Genomic DNA, 23,637 nt, shown 5'->3' on the forward strand with positions numbered 1-23,637 from the left:
GTTTTGCAGCACATAAAAAACATAAATAAAAACAAATGATTTTACCAATTGTAGGATACGGTGATCCTGTTTTGAGAAAAGTAGGGCAGGACATTACACCAGAATATCCAAATCTAAAAGAAACGATCGCAAATATGTACGAGACTATGTATAATGCGTACGGAGTTGGACTTGCGGCACCGCAGGTTGGACTGCCAATCCGTTTGTTTGTTATTGATACAACGCCTTTTAGTGATGATGAGGATCTTCCTTCAGAGGAACAAAAAGATTTAAAAGGTTTTAAAAGAACTTTTATCAATGCTAAAATCGTTAAGGAAGAAGGTGAAGAGTGGGGTTTTAATGAAGGCTGTTTAAGTATTCCAGACGTTCGTGAAGACGTTTACAGAAAACCAATTGTTACAATTGAATATTGTGACGAGGATTTCGTAATGAAAACAGAGGTTTTTGACGGCTTAATTGCAAGAGTAATTCAACACGAATACGATCATATTGAAGGAATTTTATTTACCGATAAAATTTCGTCTCTTAAAAAACGTTTAATTCAAAAGAAACTAAAAAATATTACTGAGGGAAAAACGTCTCAGGAATATAGAATGAAGTTTTTTGCAGCCAAAAAAGGGAGATAAGTTTTCTAGATATTTAGAAACAAAAAATAAATCAAATTCTTAATACTAATTTTAATAAAAATGAATTTAACGAAAATTTTAGCCATTTCAGGGAAACCAGGTTTATACGAATTGAAAGTTCAAACTCGTACAGGTTTTGTGGCGGAATCATTAATTGATGGGAAGAAGATTACTGTAAATCTAAAAAGCAATGTAAGTTTATTGTCTGAAATTTCGATTTATACTTATGAAGGTGAAAAACCATTAACTGAAGTAATGCAGCAAATTGCCGTTAAAGAGAACAAAGGTCAAGCAATTTCTCATAAAGAAGACAACGCTACTTTAGCTGCCTATTTTAAGCAGATTCTTCCAGATTATGATGAAGAAAGAGTTTACCCATCAGACATCAAAAAAGTATTAAACTGGTATAATACGCTTCAAGCAAAAGGTTTAGTTACAGATTTAGCTCCAGCTGTTGAAGAAACTAAAGAAGAAGCTCCAGTTGCTGAAGAAAAACCTAAAAAAGCTCCAGCAGCTAAAAAAGCAAAAGCTAAAAAGGAAGAATAGTAAGTTATTCTTTTAATTATATAATATCCTGTTAAGATAGTTTTCTTGACAGGATTTTTTAATTTTACAAGATCGAGTTTTAAATTTTAAAAGAACTTCAAGATGAATAGAGAAAACCAGTTACAAGCGTTTGAGAGATTATTAAATATCATGGATGAACTTCGTGAACAATGCCCATGGGACAAAAAGCAGACCCTGCAGACATTGAGACATTTGACAATCGAAGAAACTTATGAACTCGGCGATGCTATACTGGACAATGATTTAAATGAAGTTAAAAAGGAATTGGGAGATTTGCTTCTGCACATTGTTTTTTACGCTAAAATCGGAAGTGAAACAAACGATTTTGATATTGCGGATGTCTGCAATGAAATCTGTGAAAAACTAATTCACCGTCATCCTCATATTTATGGAGATGTTAAAGTGGAGAATGAAGAAGAAGTCAAACAAAACTGGGAAAAATTAAAGCTTAAAGAAGGCAAAAAATCTGTTTTAGAAGGTGTTCCTAGAAGTCTTCCAGCTTTAGTTAAAGCAAGTAGAATTCAGGATAAAGTAAAAGGTGTAGGATTTGATTGGGAAGAACCGCATCAAGTCTGGGACAAAGTACAGGAGGAATTACAAGAATTACAAGACGAGGTAAAATCTGGAAACCAAGACAAAATTGAAGACGAATTTGGTGATGTACTGTTTTCAATGATCAATTATGCCCGTTTTTTAAATGTTAATCCAGAAGACGCTTTAGAAAGAACTAATAAAAAGTTCATCAAACGCTTTCAATACTTAGAAAGTAATGCAAACGAATTAGGGAAACCTTTGATGGATATGACGCTTACCGAAATGGATGTTTTTTGGAACGAAGCTAAAAAACTTTAATTATCGGCCAATTTTTTTAAGGCGCGAACATTTTTAAGCATAATCTTTTTACCAACCAATTCGATCAATTCTGATTTATTAAAATCAGATAATAAACGAATACAGCTTTCTGTTGCAGTGCCAATAATTCCAGCAAGTTCTTCTCTTGTAAGTTGAACTTTTAGGGTTTTATCGGTGTCTTCGCCAAACGCTTCGTGTAAATGAAGTAAGGTTTCTGCTAGTCTTTGCTTCACTGTTTTTTGAACCAAAGCAATTTTTTCATTTTCAGATTCCTTTAAATCTTCGCACACAGACTGCATCATATTTAAAGAAAACTGATTGTTGCTGTTAAAGAAATTAATGATTTCAGTTTTAGGAATAAAACAAACTTCCATGTCTGCAATAGCTTTAGCAGTTAAGTTTGCCGGCTCATTACTGATCATAGAACGCTGTCCAAGAAGTTCGCCAGATTTTACCAATTTTACAATTTGGTCCTTTCCGTTTGCACTCAATTTGGATAGTTTACCAACGCCATCTTTCACGCAAAAAACACCATTGGTTACTTCACCTTCTTCAAAAATGGCTTCACCTTTTTTAATTTTATAAGTGGTTTTGCTGTTTGCTAGTTTTATAACTTCCTCTTTATTAAGAGCTTTTAAAGAGCTTAGCTGGCGTACAATGCATTGATCACATTTATTCATGACAATATTTGTTTGCTGCAAAATTAAGGATAATTAAAGTTTTTAGGCACTTTTATCAGGTAAAATTATTATAAATAAGGATTCGTAATGATTTGATAATTATAATTTTATTTCAGTAAAAGTGAATTCGAATATAATATGATAATTATCATCTTAATGACTGGTGTTTAATCGGAAATTTGTACCCTATAAAAACTAGTTTATGAGGGAGCAAAGTTGTTTTCATTGTGGTTTAACTATTGAACAAAATGAAGAAATTGATTTTGATGATAAGAAGTTTTGTTGCACAGGCTGTAAAACAGTTTACGAAATTTTCAGCAGTAATGACTTAACCTCTTATTATGATTTCGAAAAATCGCCTGGTGCTACTCCGCAGGACATTGCAGGCAAATATGATTTTTTAGAAAACGATGCTATACTTTCAAAGATTCTAGAATTTCAAGAAGGAAATACCGCCATTGTTTCTTTGAACATTCCTCATATTCACTGTAGTTCATGTATTTGGATTTTAGAAAATCTAAACCGCTTACAGCCTGGAATTAATATTTCACAAGTTAATTTCCACGAAAAGAAAGTTAGAACTACCTTCAATTCAGATCTTGTTTCTTTAAAAGAAATAGTTAACCTTTTATGTTCAATTGGTTACGAACCTTATATAAGTTTAGAAAATTACGAAACAGCAAAAGCAAAAGTAGACAGAAGTTTAACTTATAAACTTGGTGTAGCCTTTTTTTGTTTCGGAAATATTATGCTCCTTTCTTTTCCCGAATATTTCGAAATGAAAGAATTCTGGCTAGATAGTTACAAACCTTTTTTCAGATTGCTGATTTTTCTTTTAGCTCTTCCAAGTTTTTTATATTCTGCCAGTGGTTATTATGTTTCTGCTTATCACAGCATTAAAACGAGAATGTTGAATATTGATATTCCTATTGCTTTAGGGATTATTGTAATGTTTATTCGCAGCTCATACGATATGTTAATGGATCACGGTCCAGGTTTTTTTGACAGTTTGGCAAGTTTAGTATTCTTTATGCTTCTTGGTAAAATGTTTCAAATTAAAACCTATAGTTTTTTAAGTTTCGAAAGAGATTTTAAATCTTATTTTCCAATTGCGGTTACCAAAATTAACAAAGATTCTTCTGAAGAAAATGTGGCAATCTATGATGTTTTAAAGGGAGATCGATTATTAATTAGAAATCAAGAACTTATTCCAGTTGATGGAATCTTAATCAGCGAAAGCGCAGAAATTGATTATAGTTTTGTAACTGGAGAAGCCGTTCCGATTACTAAAAAGTCGGGAGACAAAGTATTTGCAGGCGGCAAACAGATTGGAAAAGTGATTGAAATGGAAGTACTGCATTCTGTTTCTCAAAGTTATTTGACGCAATTATGGAGCAATGAAATATTTCAGAAAAAAGTAGACCAAAAACACAAAACCATAACAGATGCAATAAGCCGGTATTTTACCCCAATCTTACTGCTGATTGCATTTGCTGGTTTTGGTTATTGGATATTTATAGATGCTAATACAGCTTTTAATGTTTTTACAGCGGTATTAATAGTGGCTTGCCCTTGCGCACTCGCTCTTACAGCTCCATTTACTTTTGGAAATATTTTGAGAATTTTAGGTAAAAAGAAATTCTATTTAAAAAATGCTGTAGTGATTGAACAGCTTTCTAAAGTTGATACAATTGTTTTTGATAAAACGGGAACAATTACAACCAATAAAAAATCGAATATAGTATACGAGGGAAATACAATCTCTGATTCTAATAATATATTGATTAAAAATGTGCTTCGCGGTTCAAACCATCCTTTAAGCCGTATGCTTTATAATTTTCTTCCAGAAACAAAACGGATACAAGTCGATAATTTTCAAGAAATTACAGGAAAAGGAATTTTAGCCGTTGCTGCTGATAAAGAAATTAAAATAGGGTCAGGGCAATTTGTAGATGATATAGTTACAAATAGTTCAGAGATCGAAAAAACAGCTTTACATATTAAAATTGATGGAGTTTATTTTGGAAAGTTTGTTTTTCAAAATCAATATCGAGAAGGCTTAGAAGATCTTTTTTCAAAATTGAGCAGAGAATATGAAATTAAAGTACTTTCTGGTGATAATGATGGAGAAAGAGGAAATTTAGAAGCTATCCTTCCAAAAGATACCGAATTAATCTTCAATCAAAAACCAGAACAAAAGCTCGAATACATCAAAAAACTTCAAGAAAAAGGAAAGAATGTTATGATGGTGGGTGATGGGCTAAACGATGCTGGAGCATTGGCACAAAGTAATGTTGGAATATCAATTTCAGAGAACGTAAATGTCTTTTCACCAGCATGTGATGCTATTTTGGATGCATCTGAATTTTCACGTCTAAATTACTTTTTAAAGCTCTCACACAAAGCAATATTGGTAATCAAAATGAGTTTTGCTTTGTCATTGCTTTACAACGTTGTTGGGCTTGCATTTGCAGTTACAGGAAATCTCCTTCCTATCGTAGCAGCTATCATTATGCCTTTGAGTACAATTACTATAGTGAGCTTCGTGACTTTAATGTCTAACTATTTTAGCAACAGGGATTTAAAATGACTTTCATTGGTGAGATAGAATAGTCTATATTATTTTAGTATTCTTCTCTGATCATGATAATTATCATATTTTAAACGCCAATCACCTAGTAATTTTGTTAACATAAATTTACGGTATGAGTGTTATTTATCTATTAATTTCAGTGAGTATTTTCGTGGCAATTTGCTTCTTTATTGCCTTCATTGCAGCTGTCAAATCCGGCCAGTACGACGACGATTATACACCCTCAGTCAGAATTCTTTTTGACGACGAGACCAAAATTATTTCCCCAAATAATAATTCACCAATCGAAGAAAAACAAGTATAATTATGGAAATGGAACAGTTTTATTACGACAACAAAATTGTAAAAAAATTCATTTACGCCACAATCCTCTTTGGAGTTGTGGGTATGTTAGTGGGACTTACCCTGGCGGTAATGTACCTTTTTCCCAACATGACAGATGGGATTTCGTGGCTGAGTTATGGCCGTTTAAGACCATTACACACCAATGCAGTAATTTTTGCCTTTGTAGGTAATGCCTTTTTTGCTGGTATGTACTACTCCCTGCAAAGATTGCTAAAAGCCAGAATGTTTAGTGATTTTTTAAGTAATCTTCATTTCTGGGGATGGCAGCTTATTATTGTTGCTGCAGCCATTACACTTCCATTAGGTTATACTTCTTCTAAAGAATATGCAGAATTAGAATGGCCAATTGATATTGCAATCGCGTTGATTTGGGTAGTAATGGGAATCAATATGATTGGAACCATGTTGCGTCGTAGAGAACGTCACTTATATGTTGCAATTTGGTTTTATTTAGCAACATTTGTAACGGTAGCAGTACTTCATATCTTTAATAATATTGAAATTCCAGTTTCTGGTCTAAAAAGTTATTCTGTTTATGCAGGAGTTCAAGATGCACTTGTACAATGGTGGTACGGACATAATGCAGTAGCATTTTTCCTTACAACACCGTTCTTAGGATTAATGTATTATTTTATTCCTAAAGTAGCAAACAGACCTGTTTACTCATATAGATTATCTATTATACACTTCTGGTCTTTAATCTTTATTTATATCTGGGCAGGACCACACCACTTATTATATTCTGCATTGCCAAACTGGGCACAGAATTTAGGAGTTGCATTTTCAGTAATGTTAATTGCACCATCTTGGGGAGGTATGATCAATGGACTTTTAACTTTAAGAGGAGCTTGGGACAAAGTTCGTGAAGAACCAGTTTTAAAATTCTTCGTTGTAGCAATTACAGGTTACGGAATGGCAACTTTTGAAGGCCCGATGCTTTCTTTGAAAAACGTAAATGCTATTGCGCATTATACAGACTGGATCGTTGCACACGTGCACGTTGGAGCTTTAGCTTGGAATGGTTTCATGTCATTTGGTATTATTTATTGGTTAATTCCTCGAATGACAAAATCGAATCTGTTCTCTAAGAAATTAGCAAACTTCCATTTCTGGATTGGTACTTTGGGTATTATTGTCTATACAATTCCTTTGTATGTAGCTGGTTTTCAACAAGCTTCTATGTGGAAACAATTTAATCCAGACGGTACTTTAACTTACGGAAACTTCCTTGAAACGGTAACTGCTATTATGCCAATGTATTGGATGAGAGCTATTGGTGGTACTTTGTACTTAATAGGAATGTTGACATTGGTTTACAATATCATAATGACAGTTAAAGCTGGAAATCCTGTAGAAGATGAGCTGGCTCAAGCACCTGCTTTACAAAGAATCAGCAGCGGACGTGTAAGAGGTGAGAAATTCCACTCTTGGTTAGAGAGAAAACCAATTCAATTAACAATTTTAGCTACAATCGCTATTTTAATTGGAGGTATTATTCAAATTGTACCAACAATCATGGTAAAATCAAATATTCCGACAATTTCGAGTGTAAAACCCTATACACCGCTGGAACTAGAAGGACGTGATTTATACATTAGAGAAGGTTGTGTGGGATGTCACTCTCAATCAGTTCGTCCTTTCAGAAGTGAAGTTGAGCGTTATGGAGTACAGTCTAAAGCGGGTGAATTCGTATATGATCATCCATTTTTATGGGGATCAAAACGTACAGGTCCAGATTTATTACGAGTAGGAGGTAAGTACAATGATAACTGGCACTTTAACCACTTCTGGAATCCGCAAAGTATCTCAGCCGGATCAATTATGCCAGGATATAAATGGTTATTTGATAATAAAGCAATGGATATCTCATTAACGCAGAAAAAAATGCAGGCTATGATTTCGCTTGGAGTTCCTTATAGTGAAGCAGATGTAGCTAACGCACAAAAAACTTTAAGAGAGCAGGCTGTAAAAATTGAGAAAAGCTTAGAAAACGATCCTGACTTTGTAAAAAGTTATGAAGACAGCAAGAAAAAAGCTGCTGCAAAAGGAGAAAAGTTCATTCCTATGAACGAAAGGGAAATCGTTGCTTTGATTGCTTATATTCAAAGACTTGGTACTGATATTAAAGTAAAAGAAACTAAATAACAGCATTATGTTCGAACAAATAAAACACAATATGGAAACAATATCGGGTATAGAAATTTACCCGATTCTTTCCCTCTTGATTTTTTTCTTCTTTTTCGTAGGATTAGGCTTTTGGGTGTTCTCTTATAGAAAAGACAAAATTCAGGAAATGAGTAGTATACCTTTAGATGAAGGACTTGTTGTAATTACAAAAGATAGATAAAAATGAAAAAGTTTTTCCCAGTATATGTTAGAGTACCGCTGATTTTCTTCATCGTATTTGCTTTGATGGAATATTTTATAGACTCAGGTGATAGACCTGCTTTTATAAAATATCCGATGGTATCACTCTTTTTGTTTGTATTCTTATTTATTTTAATTGCAATTGAAATAACATTAAGTGCTGTTAACCGAGTGATGTATCAATTATTATCACCAGAAGAAAAAGCAAAATTAGATCATGAAGAAAGTTTAAGTTTAAAAGAAAGCACTTGGTTTAAAAACCTAATGCAAAAATTGACTAAAACTTCACCAATTGAAAAAGAAGGTGAGCTGCTAATGGATCATGATTATGATGGAATCAAGGAACTTGATAATAATTTACCGCCATGGTGGGTGTATTTATTCTACATCTGTATCATTTTTGGAGTAATCTATGTCGTTCGTTACGAAGTTCTAGGAGCCGACAATCAAGAAATGGAGTTGAAGAAAGAAATGGCTCAGGCAAAAATTGATGTCGAAGAATATTTAAAAACAGCACCAGATTTAATGGATGAAAAAACAGTTGTTTTACTTACTGATGAGCCAAGTTTAGCTGCTGGAAAAGAAATCTTTACAACCAATTGTGCAGCGTGCCACAGAGCAGATGCAGGAGGACAGATTGGTCCAAACTTAACAGATAATCACTGGATTTTAGGAGGCGGAATTAAAAACTTATTCCACACGATTACAAATGGCGGCCGAGACGGAAAAGGAATGATTGCCTGGAAAGGAACTCTGAAACCAAAAGAAATTCAAAAAGTAGCGAGTTATATCTTGTCTCTTCAAGGAAGTAATCCTAAAGATCCAAAAGCTCCCGATGGAGAAATTTGGGTTGATGATAGTGCTCCAGCTAAAGATGCTGCAGTAAATGCATCAACAGAAACTGCAGAAGTTAAAAAATAAAAAATAATACCATGTCAAATTTACCAGACGAAGCTTTTAGAGATACCATTGGAACTATAGATGAAGGTGGTAAACGGAAATTTATTTTCCCAAAGAAACCGTCTGGTAAATTTTACAATTACAGAAAAATTGTCAGCTATATTTTATTGGCAATTTTAGTCATAAATCCGTTTATTAAGGTAAATGGGAATCAGTTTATGATGTTCAATATAATGGAGCGTCGTTTTAATATTTTTGGATTCCCTTTTTGGCCTCAGGATTTTTACCTCTTCGTAATATCAATGCTTGTCGGCGTTGTATTTGTAATTTTATTTACAGTTGTTTTTGGACGGATATTTTGTGGCTGGATTTGCCCGCAGACCATTTTTCTTGAAATGGTTTTCCGTCGTATCGAATATTGGATAGATGGAGACCGAGGCTCGCAGTCACGTTTAGCAAGACAGGAATGGAATGCGGAAAAAATTAGAAAAAGATTGACCAAGTGGACAATTTTCTTTTTGATTTCTTTTGGTATCGCGAATGTTTTCCTAGCATATTTGGTTGGAAGTGACGCTCTTTTTTTGATGATTGAGCAAGGTCCAATTCAGCAGGCGAGTAATTTTATTGCACTTCTTATTTTTACTGGGGTTTTCTATTTTGTTTTTGTCTGGTTTCGCGAACAAGTATGCATTATTGCTTGTCCTTACGGAAGACTGCAAGGTGTTCTTTTAGATAATAAATCAATCAATGTGGCGTATGATTTTGTTCGAGGTGAAAAAGAAAAAGGAAGAGCAAAATTTAATAAAAAAGAGGATAGGGTTTTAACTGGAAAAGGAGACTGTATCGACTGTCTTCAATGTGTTCACGTCTGTCCAATGGGAATAGACATTAGAAATGGAACGCAGTTAGAATGTACAAATTGTACAGCCTGTATTGATGAATGTGATCACATCATGGATTCAGTAGGTTTGCCAAAAGGCCTTATTCGTTATGCTTCTGAAGATGAAATTGCTAAAAAAGAGCCTTTCAAGTTTACAGCAAGAATGAAAGGTTATACAGCAGTTCTGTTTATTTTGTTGAGCATTTTTGTTGGGATGTTGTTCTTAAGAACCGATGTTCAGGCAGTTGTTTTGCGTTTACCAGGACAGCTCTTTCAACATAAAGGAGATAAAATCAGTAATGTTTACACCTACAAAATTGTAAACAAAACTATGAAAGATTACAAGGATATCCATTTCGAATTAATCGATCAAAAAGGAGAAATTAAAAATGTTGGAAAACAGCATTTTAAAGTTGCTAAAGAAGGAATTTCTCAAGGAACATTATTCATCGAAATAAATGAAGTTTTATTGGAAAGCGATAAAACAAAAGTAAAAATAGGAGTTTATAATGGTTCTGAACTCATAGAAACAACAACTACAAATTTCTTAGGACCACGCAGTTTTAATTAAAAAAATTAAATAGTATGAAAATTAATTGGGGTACCGGAATTGTCATAGCATTTGGATTGTTTATGACGTTTATTTTATATTTTGTTTTTGAAGTACAATCAAATTCTAAATACGATAACGATTTGGTTGTCGAGGAATATTACAAACATGATACGCATTTTCAGGAGGAAATGGCCCGAATTCAAAATGCGCATGACTTGCAGCATAAGCCATCAATCAAATACACAGATAGTGGTGTAGCAGTAACCTTTCCTGCAGGATTTGAAAGTGATAAAGTAAAAGGCAATATTCTACTATACAGACCTTCAAACAAAAAATTTGATTTTAATACTCAGATTGCCTTAACCAATTCAGAATTAATTATTCCGCAGAAAAAATTAATAAAAGGCCGCTGGGATGTCAATATGGAATGGCAGTACGAAGGCAAAAAATATTTAAGCAAAGAAGTTATCTACGTAAATTAATAATGCTCCGCAAGGAGCATTTAATTGGTAGAAAAGATATATCATATAAAAAAGTGTCCCATCGGGATACATGAAAATTAATAATTGCGCCATAAAATTCAATAAAGATGTTATTCTCAGCTTTCTTTTTAGGTCTCATCAGTAGTCTGCATTGCGTTGGAATGTGCGGACCCATTGCTATGATGCTTCCTGTAGACAGACAAAATGAAGCAAAAAAAGTGACTCAGATTATGACCTATCATTTAGGTCGTTTAACAGCTTATGCCACGATCGGACTGATTTTTGGACTATTAGGAAGAGGTTTTTTTCTAGCTGGATTACAGCAAAAAATGTCGATTATTATAGGTGTAATTATGATTATCGTTGTTTTAATTCCAGAGAAAAAATTTGCCGAGTATAATTTTTCTAAACCAGTCTATAAAATCATCTCTAAAATTAAAACGAACTTAGGAAGTCAATTTAAAAACAAAAGTTACAAATCTCTTTTTACAATTGGTCTCTTAAATGGTTTCTTACCATGCGGAATGGTTTATGTTGCCTTATTTGGAGCAATTGCGATGCAAAGCGCTTCTTATGGAGTTTTTTACATGTTGTTATTCGGCATAGGAACTATACCGCTAATGACGATCGTAGTATTTGTAAATACATTGTTGAAATTACCATTTAGAAATAAAATTCAAAAAGCAATTCCGTATGTTGCGGTGATAATTGGAGTTTTATTTATCCTTAGAGGTTTAGGATTGGGAATTCCGTATATTTCTCCCTCAAATATGAATTTATTTGTACAGCAGACTCCAAATTGCCATTAAGAAAATCAACGTTGGATGTAATTTTAGGGACATAAAAATTTCAATGTCACATTAGTTATGGCTAGAAATAAATTTCTATTTATTTTCTTTCTAGCATTAAAAACTATGTTCCTTTGTGTTTAATATTTATTTAATTACACAGTCATTGAAAACAAATTAGTTTCTGGTGATTTTCTTTTTAAATGTAAATCAAAAGCCATACAAATATTACGAACAAAAGGTCTTCCTTCTTCGGTGATTTTTATTTTATTATCTTCGATAACAATCAAACCATCATTTTCTATTTCTTTCAAAGCAGTTAAAACTTCAGGAAGTTCGGCAAAATTTAAAAAATCCTTTGTCCACGCAGTCTGTAATTCACAAGTTAAATTTAGAATGTGTTTTCTAATAATTAGATCTTCATCATTTAAAATATGACCTTTTACAACAGGTAATTTATCCCATTCTAATAATTGATAATAGTCTTCTAGATTTTTAGTGTTCTGTGCAAAACTATACCAGCTGTCGCTAATAGAAGAAACTCCCAAACCAATCATAACCTGCGTTTTAGAAGCGCCATAACCCATAAAATTACGATGCAGATTTCCACTGTGGGCTGCTTTGTACAAACTGTCACTTTCTAATGCAAAATGATCCATCCCAATTTCGTGATAACCATTTTTAGTTAAAAGCTGTTTTCCAATTTCATACAGTTTTCTTTTTTCGGCATCTTTAGGAAGATTTTCATCATTAAAACCGCGTTGTCCATTTCCTTTTATCCAAGGCACATGAGCGTAGCTGTAAAAAGCTAAGCGGTCTGGTTTTAAAGAATTTGTTTTTTCAACTGTATCAATTACATCTTCAATAGTTTGAAAAGGAAGACCAAATATTATATCATGACCAATTGAGTTGTAACCAATTTCTTTTGCCCAAAATGTTACTTTGGCAACATTATGAAAAGGCTGAATTCTATTTATAGCCTTTTGCACTTTAGCAGAATAATCCTGAACCCCAAAACTTACTCGGCGAAAGCCTAAATCATATAATTTTTTAAGCTGTTCATAAGTGGTATTGTTGGGATGTCCTTCAAAACTAAATTCATGATTTTCTGCTTTTACAGCATAACTAAAAATTCCGTTTATAAGATGCTCTAGATTTTCTTTTGAAAAAAAGGTGGGTGTTCCGCCGCCTAAATGTATTTCTTTAATAACAGGTCTCTCTGGGAGTACTTTACAATATAAACTCCATTCTTTTAAAAGTGCTTTTATATAAGTTTCTTCAACAGAATGATTTTTTGTAATACGCTTGTTGCATCCGCAGAAAGTGCACATGCTTTCGCAAAAAGGTAAGTGAATGTATAAACTAATTCCGTTCTTTGAATTACTTTCCGAAAAGGATTTTTGTAAAGAAGTGATCCATTTCTCTGTTGTAAACTCAGCTTCATTCCAATACGGAACTGTCGGATAGCTGGTATATCTTGGACCTGGGACATTGTACTTTTGAGTCAAAGAGATTTTCATAATGACGGATTTAGTTTACATCAAAATTAAAACATCACTGATAGACATAAAATGACAAATATCATGTAACAAACAAAAAAAAGAGACTCAAAATTTGAGCCTCTTTACTGAATTAAATAACTAACGTGAAATAGAATCTTGGATGATTTTATGCCATTTTTTTGCAAACTGATGATCTTGATAAACGCTTATCTGTTTGATGCGGTCATCATCAAAATCATAGAATGGAATTATTGTTTTCTTGGATGTTTCTTTATCTTGAAATTCAAAATCAATTTTAATAATGGTGTCTGAATTTCCATCTGTTGTTGGAACCAGCTTGCAGGAAGCAATTGTGTTTAAATCGACAAAAGTTGATTCTTGCTGATTCGGATTGAAATTCATTAGAATGAATTTGTTGTTTTTTTGATCCAGCGTTAATGTTTTATTGTTGATCGATTCTGTCAAATCAAAACTTTCCGGATTTGATGGATTAAAACGCTTTTTAATATTCAAAATTCTTGATTTACTCGCAGCACTTGTGCGGGCAGAAAAATATACTGGAATTGCGACAATAATTAAAATCACAATACCCATTATTGTTGTAGTAGTTTCCATAATGTTTTAATGAAATAAATAAATGATGTACGAAACAGTTTTCAAATAGAAAACGGTCTAGTTGTAATTGAAGAATAAATCTTCAGGTGAAATCAAGTATTTATTTACCAGAAAAAATGGAAAGCATAGAGTATAACTAAGACTTTTTTACTTTGAGTTGTAAAAATTTTAGTATATACGGTAGTATTTGTAACAGTTTGATGCTGTGGGATAAGCGGTAATAGAGAATCAAAACATTTTAGAATTCCAGAAGGATTTGTTTTGATGTTTGCTGCAAATTGATAACTTCCCTGAGGCTGAATAAATGCAGACGAATCTGTGATGTCTTTGCAGAAATTTGAATCTGTTTTTTGCGTTTCAATTATATGCACAGAAGCTGTGTCCGCCTGATAAGCAAACAAACCTGCAATCAAAAGTGCAATACAAATAACGGCTTTACGAATCCAATTCATGTCGGCGAATTTAAGTCATAAAACACAATTAAAGAAATTTTATAGAATTAATTAACACTCAAAAATAATCCTCAACCTTTTTGTGTAAAAAGCTGAGGAGTTAAGTTATTGCTGCATTTTAAAATAATAATCTGCAGAATGTTTGCCGCTTCCGTAAAATAAGAAGAAGATGCAGATTAATAAAACGACAACAGCTAAAATTAAACTTTCAGAGTGCATTTGTCCCATGAAATTGATGAGAACTGCACCAAATAATATTGGTAATTGAGCTGCAATTGCCCAACGCGTTAGTAATCCAAAAATAATCATGATACCGCCAATCATGTGGGCAGGAGCAATGTAATGCAGCATAAACATACCTCCGCCAAATTTATCTATAGGAGAAATTAAATCATGCAGGTATTGAATATTGGTGACAAATGATACACCTTTCATAAATAAAAATCCACCCAAAACAATACGTACTAAATCAACTGGCAAATAAGTGTGCGAATTCGCCCATTTATTTAAACTTTTTACATTTTCCATGATGCTGTGTGATTAAAAATTATATACTAAGTTACTAAATTTTAATAAGATATATATTTTTAACAGCTTGAAATTGAGTTTTTTACTATTTTTTTAACGTGTTTTGAGAATTCTTAAATTACTATACCTGAATTACACCTAAATTAAATGGTTTTTGAATAGGGGCATGGTTTGCTGCTTCGATACCTAAAGAAATCCAATTACGAGTTTCTAAAGGATCAATTATGGCATCTGTCCAAAGTCTTGCTGCTGCATAGTAAGGCGAAGTCTGTTCGTCGTAGCGTGCTTTTATTTTATTGAATAATTCTGTTTCTTTTTGTTCGTCTACCAATTCTCCTTTTGCTTTTAGCGAAGAAGCTTCAATTTGTGCCAATACTTTTGCCGCTTGTGTTCCGCCCATTACGGCAAGTTCTGCACTTGGCCAGGCAAATATTAATCGAGGGTCATACGCTTTTCCGCACATGGCATAATTTCCTGCGCCATAAGAATTTCCGACAATAACTGTAAATTTAGGAACAACAGAATTACTTACGGCGTTTACCATCTTGGCTCCGTCTTTAATAATTCCGCCATGCTCTGATTTAGAACCGACCATAAAACCTGTTACATCTTGAAGGAAAACTAAAGGAATTTTTTTCTGGTTGCAATTGGCTATAAATCGGGTTGCTTTATCAGCACTGTCTGAGTAGATCACGCCGCCAAACTGCATTTCGCCTTTTTTAGTTTTTACCACTTTTCGCTGATTAGCAACAATACCGACTGCCCAGCCGTCTATTCTGGCGTAGCCTGTAATAAGCGATTGACCGTAGCCATCTTTATAAGCTTCAAATTCCGAATTGTCGACCAAACGTTTGATGATTTCCATCATATCATATTGTTCAGATCTTGCTTTCGGAAGGATTCCATAAATTTCATTTGGATCTAAAGCAGGTTTTTCAGCTTTAATTCGGCTGAAACCAGCTTTATCATAATCACCAATTTTGTCTACTATATTTTTGATTTTATCTAAAGCATCTTTGTCATCTTTAGCCTTATAATCGGTTACTCCAGAAATTTCACAATGCGTAGTTGCTCCGCCTAAAGTCTCGTTGTCAATAGTTTCTCCAATTGCCGCTTTTACCAAATAACTTCCGGCAAGGAAAATACTTCCGGTTTTATCTACAATTAATGCCTCATCGCTCATGATAGGAAGATAGGCACCTCCCGCAACACAGCTTCCCATTACGGCGGCAATCTGCGTGATACCCATACTGCTCATTTGAGCATTATTTCTAAAAATGCGGCCGAAGTGTTCTTTGTCTGGAAAAATTTCATCCTGCATTGGAAGATAAACGCCCGCGCTGTCTACCAAATAAATAATAGGAAGTCTGTTTTCCATTGCAATTTCCTGTGCGCGTAGGTTTTTCTTTCCTGTAATCGGAAACCATGCTCCAGCTTTTACTGTCGCATCATTGGCAACCACAATACATTGTTTTCCTTTGATGTATCCAATTTTTACGACAACGCCTCCCGAAGGGCATCCGCCATGTTCTGCATACATTCCTTCGCCTGCAAAACCGCCAATTTCAATACTTTTTGCATTTTCATCCAATAAATATGCAATCCTTTCACGGGCTGTCATTTTGCCTTCAGAATGCAATTTTTCGATTCTTTTTTCGCCTCCGCCTAATTTTACTTTGGCAAATTTTTGTTTTAATTCAGAAAGGAGCAGTTTATTGTGATCTTCGTTTTTATTGAAGTTTAAATCCATAATATAGTATTGATTTTGTAAAATAGTGTTGGCTAATTTACAAAATCAATTGAAATAAAAGGGTTGCTTTATGAATTAAGAAAGGGCATTTAACTTTCATTTCGCATACAAGTAAAGATTAACTCTAAATGTTATGGAGAAAAATTAAAAGCAGCATAGCCGTAAAATATTTTAACGCAGAGGGTACAAAGGTTTTCGCAGTGTTCACTAAGATTTGAGTTGTTTTACACTATCTAAGTCCGCAAAGTTTTGTGGACTTTATGTTTATATTATGCCTAAGTATTTAAAAAACTTTGCGTTCTCTGTGGTAAATTTTTCTTTTAAGATTAATTCAAAAATATTGGTTTTAAATGTGAAGCTTTATAAAATGAAAAAACATCCGTTGTAGCGGATGTTTTTTATATATGTAATGTTTAATTTATTTTTTAATAGCACAAGCCATTCTCTTTAGTGTTGCCCATTGTTTTAAAGCATCACGCGCTTCAACAGCTGGATAACCAAGCATTGTTTTTCCTGCTGGGACATCACCTATAACGCCAGATCCAGCACCAACGATAGCTCCGTCTCCAATAGTTGTATGGTCTTTTATGGAAGCGCTTCCGCCAATAATAACGCCATTTCCTAAAGTTACAGAACCCGCCAAACCGCTGTTTCCTGCCATTATACAGAACTTACCTAACTTGCTGTTATGTCCAATCTGCACTAAATTATCAATTTTGCAGCCATCTCCCAGAACTGTAGAACTAAATTTACCGCGGTCAACGCAAGAATTTGCTCCAATTTCAACTCCGTTGCCAATAATAACATTTCCAATTTGTGGAATTTTCACTAAACCTTTTTCAGTACAAGGGCGAAATCCAAAACCATCTGCGCCAATTGTTGCATTTGGATGAATGATACAGTCGCTTCCAATATGGCAGCGTTCACGTACAACTGTTCCAGACCAAATAATGGTGTTTTTTCCGATAGTACATTCGTCCAAAATAGTCACATTTGGATAAATAGTTGTATGTGCACCAATTTCTACTTTTGGTCCAATATAACATCCGGCACCAATTTTAGCGCCTTCTCCAATTATAGCTGTGTCGTCAATAGTCGCAGTTCTGTGAATATTGTTATGGAAAATAGGAGTAGGAGGGGCAAAAAGGGCAAGAATTTGTGACATGGCCAAATCGGCATTTTTTACTTTAATAAAAGCGCGATTTTCACCAGGTTCGATCGAAATGTCTTCATTAACTACCGCAATTGATGCATTTGATGTCGACCAGTATTTTTCGTATTTTTTATTTCCTATAAAAGAAATTTCTGAAGTTGTAGCTTTTTCTAATTGTTCTGTTGCGGTTATGCTTTGTGAAGTAGTGCCGTAAATTACGCCATTAATTACTTCATTAATTTCTTGAATTGAATACGATCTCATTGACAGTTTAATAGACTAGGGGATTAATTTTTGCCAAATAAACTGAATTACATTTTAATTACCTAATAAAATTTTTAAGTTTCTTAATAAATATTTAAAATAGAAGTCTAAATATTACAAAATTAACATTTTAACTATTAAATTACTGAATGTTTTTTAATGTTTAAGTAAACTGTAGCTATGTTTTTAGATTGAATTGATCATAAATAGCCTATTCAGAAAAAAAATATTTAATTGATAAGTACTCACTTACATTTAATCTGTTAATTGTTTAACTGAGTGATGATTAAAAAAAAGCGATTCACTCTAAAAAGGAATCGCTTTTTTAATTTATTCTTTGATTTTTGATAGTGAAACGGCATTAATGCAGTATCGTAAACCACTTGGAGGCGGTCCGTCTGGAAAAACGTGTCCTAAATGCGCATCACACACATTACACGTCACTTCAACACGAATCATACCGTATGATTTATCGGCGTGGTAACCAACGACACTTTCTTTTACAGGCTGTGTAAAAGAAGGCCATCCTGTTCCAGATTCGAATTTTTCGCTGGCATCAAAAAGAACCGTTCCACAGCATTTACACTCGTAAATTCCAGGATCAAACAAACTGCATAATTCAGAACTAAAAGATCTTTCGGTTCCTTTTAAACGTGTCACCTGAAATTCTTCTGGAGTTAAAATTTGTTTCCATTCTTCCTCCGTTTTCTCAACTCTTTTATCAGGAGTTGGATTTCCTTTATTTGTAAAATGAATTACATCTGCCCATTTTATCATAATTTGTTTTTTTAGTTTCACGTTTAAAGTTTCAGGTTTCAGGTTTCAAGTTTCAAGTTTACTGCGACTGAAAAACTTTACTCTTCCTCTTTCTGTCCCATCATCATTAGATAGGCCTTAAGAAACGCATCAATATTTCCGTTCATTACACCGTCAACATCGCTGGTTTCGTAACCAGTACGAACGTCTTTTACTAATTTATAAGGCTGCATGACATAGTTACGAATCTGCGAACCCCATTCAATTTTCATTTTTCCAGCTTCTATATCGGCACGCTGTGCTTGTTGTTTCTTCAATTCGATTTCATACAATTGAGAACGAAGCATCTGCATAGCTCGCTGTCTGTTATCCTGTTGAGATCTCGTTTCAGAACACTGAATCTGAATTCCAGTTGGTTTGTGAACCAATTGAACTTTCGTTTCTACCTTATTTACGTTCTGTCCTCCAGCACCACTTGAGCGAGAAGTTGTGATTTCAATATCGGCAGGATTAATGTCAATTTCGATACTATCATCAACAAGCGGATAAACATATACAGATACAAATGAAGTGTGACGTTTAGCGTTACTGTCAAAAGGAGAAATTCGAACCAATCGGTGAACACCATTTTCGCCTTTTAGATACCCAAAAGAATAATCTCCCTCAAATTCTAACGTTACTGTTTTAATTCCAGCAACATCACCTTCTTGAAAGTTAAGTTCTTTTATTTTGTAACCATAACTTTCTCCCCACATCATGTACATACGCATCAGCATTCCTGCCCAGTCACAGCTTTCAGTTCCGCCGGCTCCTGCAGTAATTTGTACTACAGCACTTAAGCTGTCACCTTCATCAGAAAGCATATTTTTAAATTCGATGTTTTCAATATGCGATTGTGCAGTATTGTATTGTTCATCTAATTCTTCGACAGAAAGTTCGCCTTCTTTGTAAAAGTCATAAGCCAGCTGTAATTCATCTGTAAGCGATACGGCTTTGTCATAATCTTCAATCCATTTTTTCTTGTTTCGAAGATTTTTTACAATGTTTTCGGCTTCCTTTGGGTTGTTCCAGAAATCTGGTGCAAAAGTTTTTTCTTCTTCGTTTGCAATTTCGATTAGTTTGGCATCAACGTCAAAGATACCTCCTCAACGCACCAAGGCGCTCCACAATACCTTTTACTTGTTCGGCTGTTGTCATAAATTAATTAATTGGTTTTATATGTTTTTTAGAATTATTACGTTAATTTGGTCTATAGAAACTAGCAAGTTAAATTTTACTGAAACTTGCTCAGAATAACTATTTGTAATACGTAATTTTGCATACAAAAATAAGATATAGTTTTTAGAATATGGAAATAAATTTAATCAGCGATACCATAACAAAGCCTACTTATGAAATGCTGCAGTATATGTTTAACGCTCATGTTGGCGATGATGTATACAAACAGGACCCTACGGTGATTGAATTGGAAAATAGAACTGCAGAATTTTTTGGTATGGAAGCTGGACTTTTCTTTCCGTCTGGAACTATGGCAAATCAAACTGCTATTAAACTGCATACACAACCAGGAGAGCAGTTAATTGCTGATAAATATGCGCACGTTTACCATTATGAAGGTGGAGGTGTGTCTTTTAATAGTGGTGTTTCTTGTTGCTTATTGGATGGAAACCGCGGTATGATTACAGCAGCACAAGTTAAAGCAGCAATAAACGATCCTGAGTTTTATCATAGTCCTTTAACAAGTTTGGTTTGTGTTGAAAACACTACGAACAAAGGAGGCGGAGCTTGTTACGAATTAGAAGATTTAAGAGAGATTAAAAAGGTTTGTGATGCCAATAATTTGAAATTTCACATGGACGGCGCCAGAATCTGGAATGCATTGGTTGCCAAAAGACAAAATCCTAGGGAATTTGGGGCTATTTTTGATACTATTTCAGTTTGTTTATCTAAAGGTTTAGGCGCTCCGATAGGTTCAGTTTTATTGGGTAGTAAAGCTGATATTCATAGAGCGTTGAGAATCAGAAAGATATTAGGAGGCGGAATGCGTCAGGTAGGATATTTAGCGGCAGCTGGATTATATGCTTTGGCTCATAATATCGAAAGACTGGCAGAAGATCATCGCAGAGCTAAAGAAATTGCGAAAATCCTAAGTACTAAACCTTGGATTGCTTCAATTGAACCCGTTGAAACTAATATTTTGATTTTTTCGTTAGCCGAAGGTTACAGCGATCAATTATTAATTGAAAAACTAAAACAAAAAAATATACTAATAAGTTCATTAGGACATAATAAACTTAGAATTGTTACGCATTTAGATTACAAAGAAGTAATGCATACTTATGTGTTGGAAACGCTTTCGAAGTTTTAAAGGAAGTTACTGAGGAACTAAGGTTCTAAGTTTCTAAGACTCCAATAGGAAAAACTTAGAAACTTAGAACCTTAGCATCTTAGCACCTTATTTAAAAAGATTATCCATTCCAGGAATAGAAGGCATATCCATTCTGGCAACAGCATCTAATTCTCTTTCGTTTACACTTGTTGCTTTTTCTATAGCTTTATTTAACGTTACAATTAAGTAATCTTCTAGTTGTTCTTTATCTTCAAACAAAGAATCGTCAATAGAGATCGATTTTATTTTTCTGCTAGCTGTAATAGTAATTTTCAATAATCCGTCAGCGCTTTGTTCATCAATCAAAACAGTATCTAAACGCTTTTTTGTATCTTCAATTTTTTGCTGGGTTTCTTTAAGTTTACCCATCATTCCCATTAAATCCATTTTTGTTGATTTTTTAAATTATTTCAGACAAAATTAGTATATTGCTGTGTTAATTCAATAGAATATTTTATGAAAAAATTAATTTTGTTCTGTTGTGTTTGTAGTATTTTTGCGTCTTCATATTAAAAATTAATGCTAATTCAATGCTAAATGATATATCGGCTCCAAAGGCCAAAATAATTCCAAAAACATTAAAAAAACATAAAGAATCTAGAATTGACAACTATTTCTGGCTTAACGACAGAGAAAATTCAGAGGTAATTGATTACTTAAATCAAGAGAATTCTTATTACGAGAGTATGACTTCTCATACTCAAAACTTAAGAGATAGTCTATTTGAAGAAATGAAAGGAAGAATTAAAGAAGATGATTCTTCAGTTCCGTACTTCTATAATGGATATTTCTACATTACCCGTTTTGAAACAGGGCAGGATTATCCAATTTTTGCTAGAAAAAAAGGAAGTCTTTCTGCAGAGGAAGAAATTCTGTTCAATTGCAACGAAATGGCAAAAGGACATGCGTATTTCAAATTAGGAGGTTTAAGTATTAGTCCCGACAATAAATTTGCCAGTTTTGGAGTAGATATTGTTGGAAGAAGAATTTATACCATTCAAATTAAAAACTTAGAAACAGGTGAAATTTTAGCAGATAAAATAGAAAATGTTACTGGGGCTTCTGTTTGGGCAAACGACAACAATACCATTTTTTACGTAAGACAAGATCAAGTAACGCTAAGGGCAGATAAAGTTTTTAAACATAAATTAAATACAGAATCTGAAAATGATGTTTTGGTTTTTGATGAAGTTGATGATACTTTTAATGTGTCGATCAGTAAAGAAAAATCAAGAAAATACATTGTTATTGGTTCTGGGAGTACTTTAACGACAGAATATAGAATCCTTAATTCGAATAATCCAGATGGAGAATTTACTGTTTTCCAACCTCGTGTTCGCGGATTAGAGTACAGTATTTCTCATTACGAGGATTCGTTTTATATTTTGACCAACAAGGATAAAGCGACCAATTTTAAATTGATGAAAACGCCTGAAAACAAGACAGGAAAGAAAAATTGGGTAGATCTTATTCCGCATAGAGAAGATGTATTGTTGGAAGATATCGAGATCTTTAAAAACTATTTAGTTGTAGAAGAACGTTCGAATGGATTAAATCATATTCGAATTATGCCGTGGAATGATGAGCCTGATTATTATCTTCCTTTTGGCAGCGAAACATACAATGCGTATACAACAACCAATGTTGATTTTGATACTGATATTTTACGTTACAGTTATCAGTCATTGGCAACGCCGTCTTCTGTAATTGATTTTAACATGAAGACTAAAACCAAGGAAGTCTTAAAAGAACAAGAGGTTCTAGGAGAAAAATTTGATAAAAATAATTACATAGAAGAAAGAGTTTGGGCAACGGCTAGAGATGGTGTAAAAGTGCCAATTTCGATGGTTTACAGAAAAGGACTGGAGAAAAATGGTAAAAATCCTTTATTACTGTATGCTTATGGTTCATACGGAATTACAATGGATACTTATTTTTCTTCTACAAGATTGTCGCTTCTAGACCGCGGATTTATTTACGCTATTGCGCACATTAGAGGAGGAGAGGACTTGGGAAGGCAATGGTATGAGGACGGAAAACTGTTAAAAAAGAAAAATACCTTTACAGATTTCATCGATTGCTCTAAATTTGTAATAGACCAAAAGTATACTTCTCCTGAACATTTATATGCGGAGGGAGGATCTGCCGGCGGATTATTAATGGGAGTTATTGTAAATGAAGCTCCTGAATTGTACAATGGAGTAATAGCTCAGGTGCCTTTTGTAGATGTAATTACAACGATGCTTGACGACAGTATTCCGCTTACAACTGGAGAGTATGATGAATGGGGTAACCCAAACAACAAAAAATATTACGATTATATGTTATCGTATTCACCATACGATAATGTAAAAGCGCAAGAATATCCTAACATGTATGTTTCTACCGGCTTACACGATTCGCAGGTACAATATTGGGAGCCAGCTAAATGGGTTGCAAAATTGAGAGATTTAAAAACAAATGATAAACTTTTGTTCTTAGATACCAATATGGATGCAGGTCATGGCGGGGCTTCGGGACGTTTTGAGGCTTTAAAAGACTTAGCAAAAGAATTTAGTTTTTTATTAGATTTAGAAAAAATTAAAAGCTAATTAG

At 33.8% G+C, this 23,637-nt stretch carries 23 protein-coding genes; 13 read left to right on the top strand and 10 right to left on the bottom strand.

Translation table 11 applies throughout. The annotated features are described in order from the left end of the window. Positions 1 to 35: 35 nt before the first annotated feature. From def to mazG, 3 genes are all read left to right on the top strand, one after another. Positions 36 to 626, top strand: a complete 591-nt coding sequence (def, locus tag EDB96_RS11870; RefSeq protein WP_057118638.1) for a peptide deformylase — start codon at positions 36 to 38, stop codon at positions 624 to 626. 60 nt (positions 627 to 686) lie between these two features. Then, complete coding sequence (locus EDB96_RS11875) at positions 687 to 1,172, top strand: DUF5606 domain-containing protein (RefSeq protein WP_134140965.1); 486 nt, start codon at positions 687 to 689, stop codon at positions 1,170 to 1,172. Positions 1,173 to 1,274: 102 nt separating this feature from the next. Next, complete coding sequence (mazG, locus tag EDB96_RS11880) at positions 1,275 to 2,045, top strand: nucleoside triphosphate pyrophosphohydrolase (RefSeq protein WP_134140967.1); 771 nt, start codon at positions 1,275 to 1,277, stop codon at positions 2,043 to 2,045. Here the strand turns inward: mazG and EDB96_RS11885 are convergent. Then, the gene (locus EDB96_RS11885) at positions 2,042 to 2,725 is read right to left on the bottom strand and encodes a Crp/Fnr family transcriptional regulator (protein ID WP_057118635.1); all 684 of its coding nucleotides are present in this window, start codon (positions 2,723 to 2,725) and stop codon (positions 2,042 to 2,044) included. The genes mazG and EDB96_RS11885 overlap by 4 nt on opposite strands. A gap of 202 nt (positions 2,726 to 2,927) precedes the next feature. Here EDB96_RS11885 and EDB96_RS11890 point away from each other — a divergent pair, with 202 nt between their 5' ends. The 8 genes from EDB96_RS11890 to EDB96_RS11925 all read left to right on the top strand — a co-directional run bounded on the left by EDB96_RS11890 (position 2,928) and on the right by EDB96_RS11925 (position 11,654). Continuing rightward, complete coding sequence (locus tag EDB96_RS11890) at positions 2,928 to 5,315, top strand: heavy metal translocating P-type ATPase (RefSeq protein ID WP_134140970.1); 2,388 nt, start codon at positions 2,928 to 2,930, stop codon at positions 5,313 to 5,315. A 115-nt stretch (positions 5,316 to 5,430) separates the two neighbouring features. Continuing rightward, positions 5,431 to 5,622 (top strand): cbb3-type cytochrome oxidase assembly protein CcoS, encoded by a 192-nt coding sequence (gene ccoS, locus EDB96_RS11895; RefSeq protein ID WP_057118633.1) that lies wholly within the window; start codon positions 5,431 to 5,433, stop codon positions 5,620 to 5,622. A 2-nt stretch (positions 5,623 to 5,624) separates the two neighbouring features. Further along, entirely contained in the window at positions 5,625 to 7,808 is a 2,184-nt protein-coding gene (ccoN, locus tag EDB96_RS11900; RefSeq protein WP_134140973.1) for a cytochrome-c oxidase, cbb3-type subunit I, read from the top strand. A gap of 7 nt (positions 7,809 to 7,815) precedes the next feature. Beyond that, complete coding sequence (locus EDB96_RS11905; protein WP_057118631.1) at positions 7,816 to 8,010, top strand: cytochrome c oxidase subunit IV; 195 nt, start codon at positions 7,816 to 7,818, stop codon at positions 8,008 to 8,010. A gap of 2 nt (positions 8,011 to 8,012) precedes the next feature. Continuing rightward, positions 8,013 to 8,951: a cbb3-type cytochrome c oxidase N-terminal domain-containing protein gene (locus EDB96_RS11910; RefSeq protein WP_134140975.1), complete on the top strand. Its 939-nt coding sequence runs from the start codon at positions 8,013 to 8,015 to the stop codon at positions 8,949 to 8,951. An 11-nt stretch (positions 8,952 to 8,962) separates the two neighbouring features. Further along, positions 8,963 to 10,381, top strand: a complete 1,419-nt coding sequence (gene ccoG / locus EDB96_RS11915; protein WP_134140977.1) for a cytochrome c oxidase accessory protein CcoG — start codon at positions 8,963 to 8,965, stop codon at positions 10,379 to 10,381. Positions 10,382 to 10,395: 14 nt separating this feature from the next. After that, positions 10,396 to 10,845 (top strand): FixH family protein, encoded by a 450-nt coding sequence (locus EDB96_RS11920; protein WP_134140979.1) that lies wholly within the window; start codon positions 10,396 to 10,398, stop codon positions 10,843 to 10,845. A gap of 107 nt (positions 10,846 to 10,952) precedes the next feature. Then, on the top strand, positions 10,953 to 11,654 hold the full coding sequence (locus tag EDB96_RS11925; RefSeq protein WP_057118627.1) for a sulfite exporter TauE/SafE family protein: 702 nt from the start codon (positions 10,953 to 10,955) through the stop codon (positions 11,652 to 11,654). Between the two features lie 134 nt (positions 11,655 to 11,788). On the opposite strand, the gene hemN is transcribed toward EDB96_RS11925, so the two are convergent. The 8 genes from hemN to prfB form a co-directional block, all read right to left on the bottom strand. Then, a complete protein-coding gene (hemN, locus tag EDB96_RS11930) occupies positions 11,789 to 13,153 on the bottom strand; it encodes an oxygen-independent coproporphyrinogen III oxidase (protein ID WP_134140982.1) in 1,365 nt (454 codons plus the stop codon). A 120-nt stretch (positions 13,154 to 13,273) separates the two neighbouring features. Beyond that, positions 13,274 to 13,750: a hypothetical protein gene (locus EDB96_RS11935; protein WP_134140984.1), complete on the bottom strand. Its 477-nt coding sequence runs from the start codon at positions 13,748 to 13,750 to the stop codon at positions 13,274 to 13,276. 104 nt (positions 13,751 to 13,854) lie between these two features. Continuing rightward, complete coding sequence (locus EDB96_RS11940) at positions 13,855 to 14,202, bottom strand: hypothetical protein (protein WP_134140985.1); 348 nt, start codon at positions 14,200 to 14,202, stop codon at positions 13,855 to 13,857. 105 nt (positions 14,203 to 14,307) lie between these two features. Further along, positions 14,308 to 14,730 carry a DoxX family protein gene (locus tag EDB96_RS11945; RefSeq protein ID WP_057118623.1) on the bottom strand — a complete coding sequence of 141 codons (423 nt, stop codon included), beginning with the start codon at positions 14,728 to 14,730 and terminating at the stop codon, positions 14,308 to 14,310. Positions 14,731 to 14,851: 121 nt separating this feature from the next. After that, on the bottom strand, positions 14,852 to 16,480 hold the full coding sequence (locus EDB96_RS11950) for an acyl-CoA carboxylase subunit beta (protein ID WP_057118622.1): 1,629 nt from the start codon (positions 16,478 to 16,480) through the stop codon (positions 14,852 to 14,854). Between the two features lie 418 nt (positions 16,481 to 16,898). Further along, positions 16,899 to 17,897, bottom strand: coding sequence for a UDP-3-O-(3-hydroxymyristoyl)glucosamine N-acyltransferase (gene lpxD, locus EDB96_RS11955; protein ID WP_134140987.1), 999 nt, complete (start codon positions 17,895 to 17,897; stop codon positions 16,899 to 16,901). Between the two features lie 330 nt (positions 17,898 to 18,227). Then, positions 18,228 to 18,674, bottom strand: a complete 447-nt coding sequence (gene msrB / locus EDB96_RS11960) for a peptide-methionine (R)-S-oxide reductase MsrB (RefSeq protein WP_134140989.1) — start codon at positions 18,672 to 18,674, stop codon at positions 18,228 to 18,230. A 77-nt stretch (positions 18,675 to 18,751) separates the two neighbouring features. Next, positions 18,752 to 19,850 (bottom strand): peptide chain release factor 2 gene (gene prfB / locus EDB96_RS11965; protein ID WP_128414998.1). Its coding sequence is split into 2 segments (ribosomal slippage): positions 18,752 to 19,786 and positions 19,788 to 19,850, totalling 1,098 coding nucleotides; the frame shifts between segments, so codons are not numbered across the junction. A 151-nt stretch (positions 19,851 to 20,001) separates the two neighbouring features. On the opposite strand from prfB, the gene EDB96_RS11970 reads away from it, so the two are divergent. Next, complete coding sequence (locus EDB96_RS11970; protein WP_057118618.1) at positions 20,002 to 21,021, top strand: threonine aldolase family protein; 1,020 nt, start codon at positions 20,002 to 20,004, stop codon at positions 21,019 to 21,021. A gap of 87 nt (positions 21,022 to 21,108) precedes the next feature. Here the strand turns inward: EDB96_RS11970 and EDB96_RS11975 are convergent, their stop codons facing one another. Then, positions 21,109 to 21,429 (bottom strand): YbaB/EbfC family nucleoid-associated protein, encoded by a 321-nt coding sequence (locus tag EDB96_RS11975; protein WP_134140991.1) that lies wholly within the window; start codon positions 21,427 to 21,429, stop codon positions 21,109 to 21,111. Positions 21,430 to 21,572: 143 nt separating this feature from the next. Between EDB96_RS11975 and EDB96_RS11980 the strand changes: the two genes are divergently transcribed. Next, the gene (locus EDB96_RS11980) at positions 21,573 to 23,633 is read left to right on the top strand and encodes a S9 family peptidase (protein WP_134140993.1); all 2,061 of its coding nucleotides are present in this window, start codon (positions 21,573 to 21,575) and stop codon (positions 23,631 to 23,633) included. Positions 23,634 to 23,637 lie beyond the last annotated feature (4 nt).

The sequence above is a fragment of the Flavobacterium sp. S87F.05.LMB.W.Kidney.N genome (assembly GCF_004366435.1).
In the GTDB taxonomy this organism is placed as follows: Bacteria; Bacteroidota; Bacteroidia; order Flavobacteriales; family Flavobacteriaceae; genus Flavobacterium.

Coding starts and splice junctions, on each gene's coding strand:
- EDB96_RS11890 (WP_134140970.1), top strand. CDS start 2,928: ATGAGGGAGCAAAGTTGTTTTCATTGTGGTTTAACTATTGAACAAAAT.
- mazG (WP_134140967.1), top strand. CDS start 1,275: ATGAATAGAGAAAACCAGTTACAAGCGTTTGAGAGATTATTAAATATC.
- EDB96_RS11970 (WP_057118618.1), top strand. CDS start 20,002: ATGGAAATAAATTTAATCAGCGATACCATAACAAAGCCTACTTATGAA.
- ccoG (WP_134140977.1), top strand. CDS start 8,963: ATGTCAAATTTACCAGACGAAGCTTTTAGAGATACCATTGGAACTATA.
- EDB96_RS11875 (WP_134140965.1), top strand. CDS start 687: ATGAATTTAACGAAAATTTTAGCCATTTCAGGGAAACCAGGTTTATAC.
- hemN (WP_134140982.1), bottom strand. CDS start 13,153: ATGAAAATCTCTTTGACTCAAAAGTACAATGTCCCAGGTCCAAGATAT.
- EDB96_RS11975 (WP_134140991.1), bottom strand. CDS start 21,429: ATGGATTTAATGGGAATGATGGGTAAACTTAAAGAAACCCAGCAAAAA.
- msrB (WP_134140989.1), bottom strand. CDS start 18,674: ATGATAAAATGGGCAGATGTAATTCATTTTACAAATAAAGGAAATCCA.
- def (WP_057118638.1), top strand. CDS start 36: ATGATTTTACCAATTGTAGGATACGGTGATCCTGTTTTGAGAAAAGTA.
- EDB96_RS11935 (WP_134140984.1), bottom strand. CDS start 13,750: ATGGAAACTACTACAACAATAATGGGTATTGTGATTTTAATTATTGTC.
- EDB96_RS11910 (WP_134140975.1), top strand. CDS start 8,013: ATGAAAAAGTTTTTCCCAGTATATGTTAGAGTACCGCTGATTTTCTTC.
- EDB96_RS11925 (WP_057118627.1), top strand. CDS start 10,953: ATGTTATTCTCAGCTTTCTTTTTAGGTCTCATCAGTAGTCTGCATTGC.
- EDB96_RS11885 (WP_057118635.1), bottom strand. CDS start 2,725: ATGAATAAATGTGATCAATGCATTGTACGCCAGCTAAGCTCTTTAAAA.
- ccoS (WP_057118633.1), top strand. CDS start 5,431: ATGAGTGTTATTTATCTATTAATTTCAGTGAGTATTTTCGTGGCAATT.
- lpxD (WP_134140987.1), bottom strand. CDS start 17,897: ATGAGATCGTATTCAATTCAAGAAATTAATGAAGTAATTAATGGCGTA.
- EDB96_RS11980 (WP_134140993.1), top strand. CDS start 21,573: ATGCTAAATGATATATCGGCTCCAAAGGCCAAAATAATTCCAAAAACA.
- EDB96_RS11905 (WP_057118631.1), top strand. CDS start 7,816: ATGTTCGAACAAATAAAACACAATATGGAAACAATATCGGGTATAGAA.
- EDB96_RS11950 (WP_057118622.1), bottom strand. CDS start 16,480: ATGGATTTAAACTTCAATAAAAACGAAGATCACAATAAACTGCTCCTT.
- EDB96_RS11945 (WP_057118623.1), bottom strand. CDS start 14,730: ATGGAAAATGTAAAAAGTTTAAATAAATGGGCGAATTCGCACACTTAT.
- EDB96_RS11940 (WP_134140985.1), bottom strand. CDS start 14,202: ATGAATTGGATTCGTAAAGCCGTTATTTGTATTGCACTTTTGATTGCA.
- EDB96_RS11920 (WP_134140979.1), top strand. CDS start 10,396: ATGAAAATTAATTGGGGTACCGGAATTGTCATAGCATTTGGATTGTTT.
- ccoN (WP_134140973.1), top strand. CDS start 5,625: ATGGAAATGGAACAGTTTTATTACGACAACAAAATTGTAAAAAAATTC.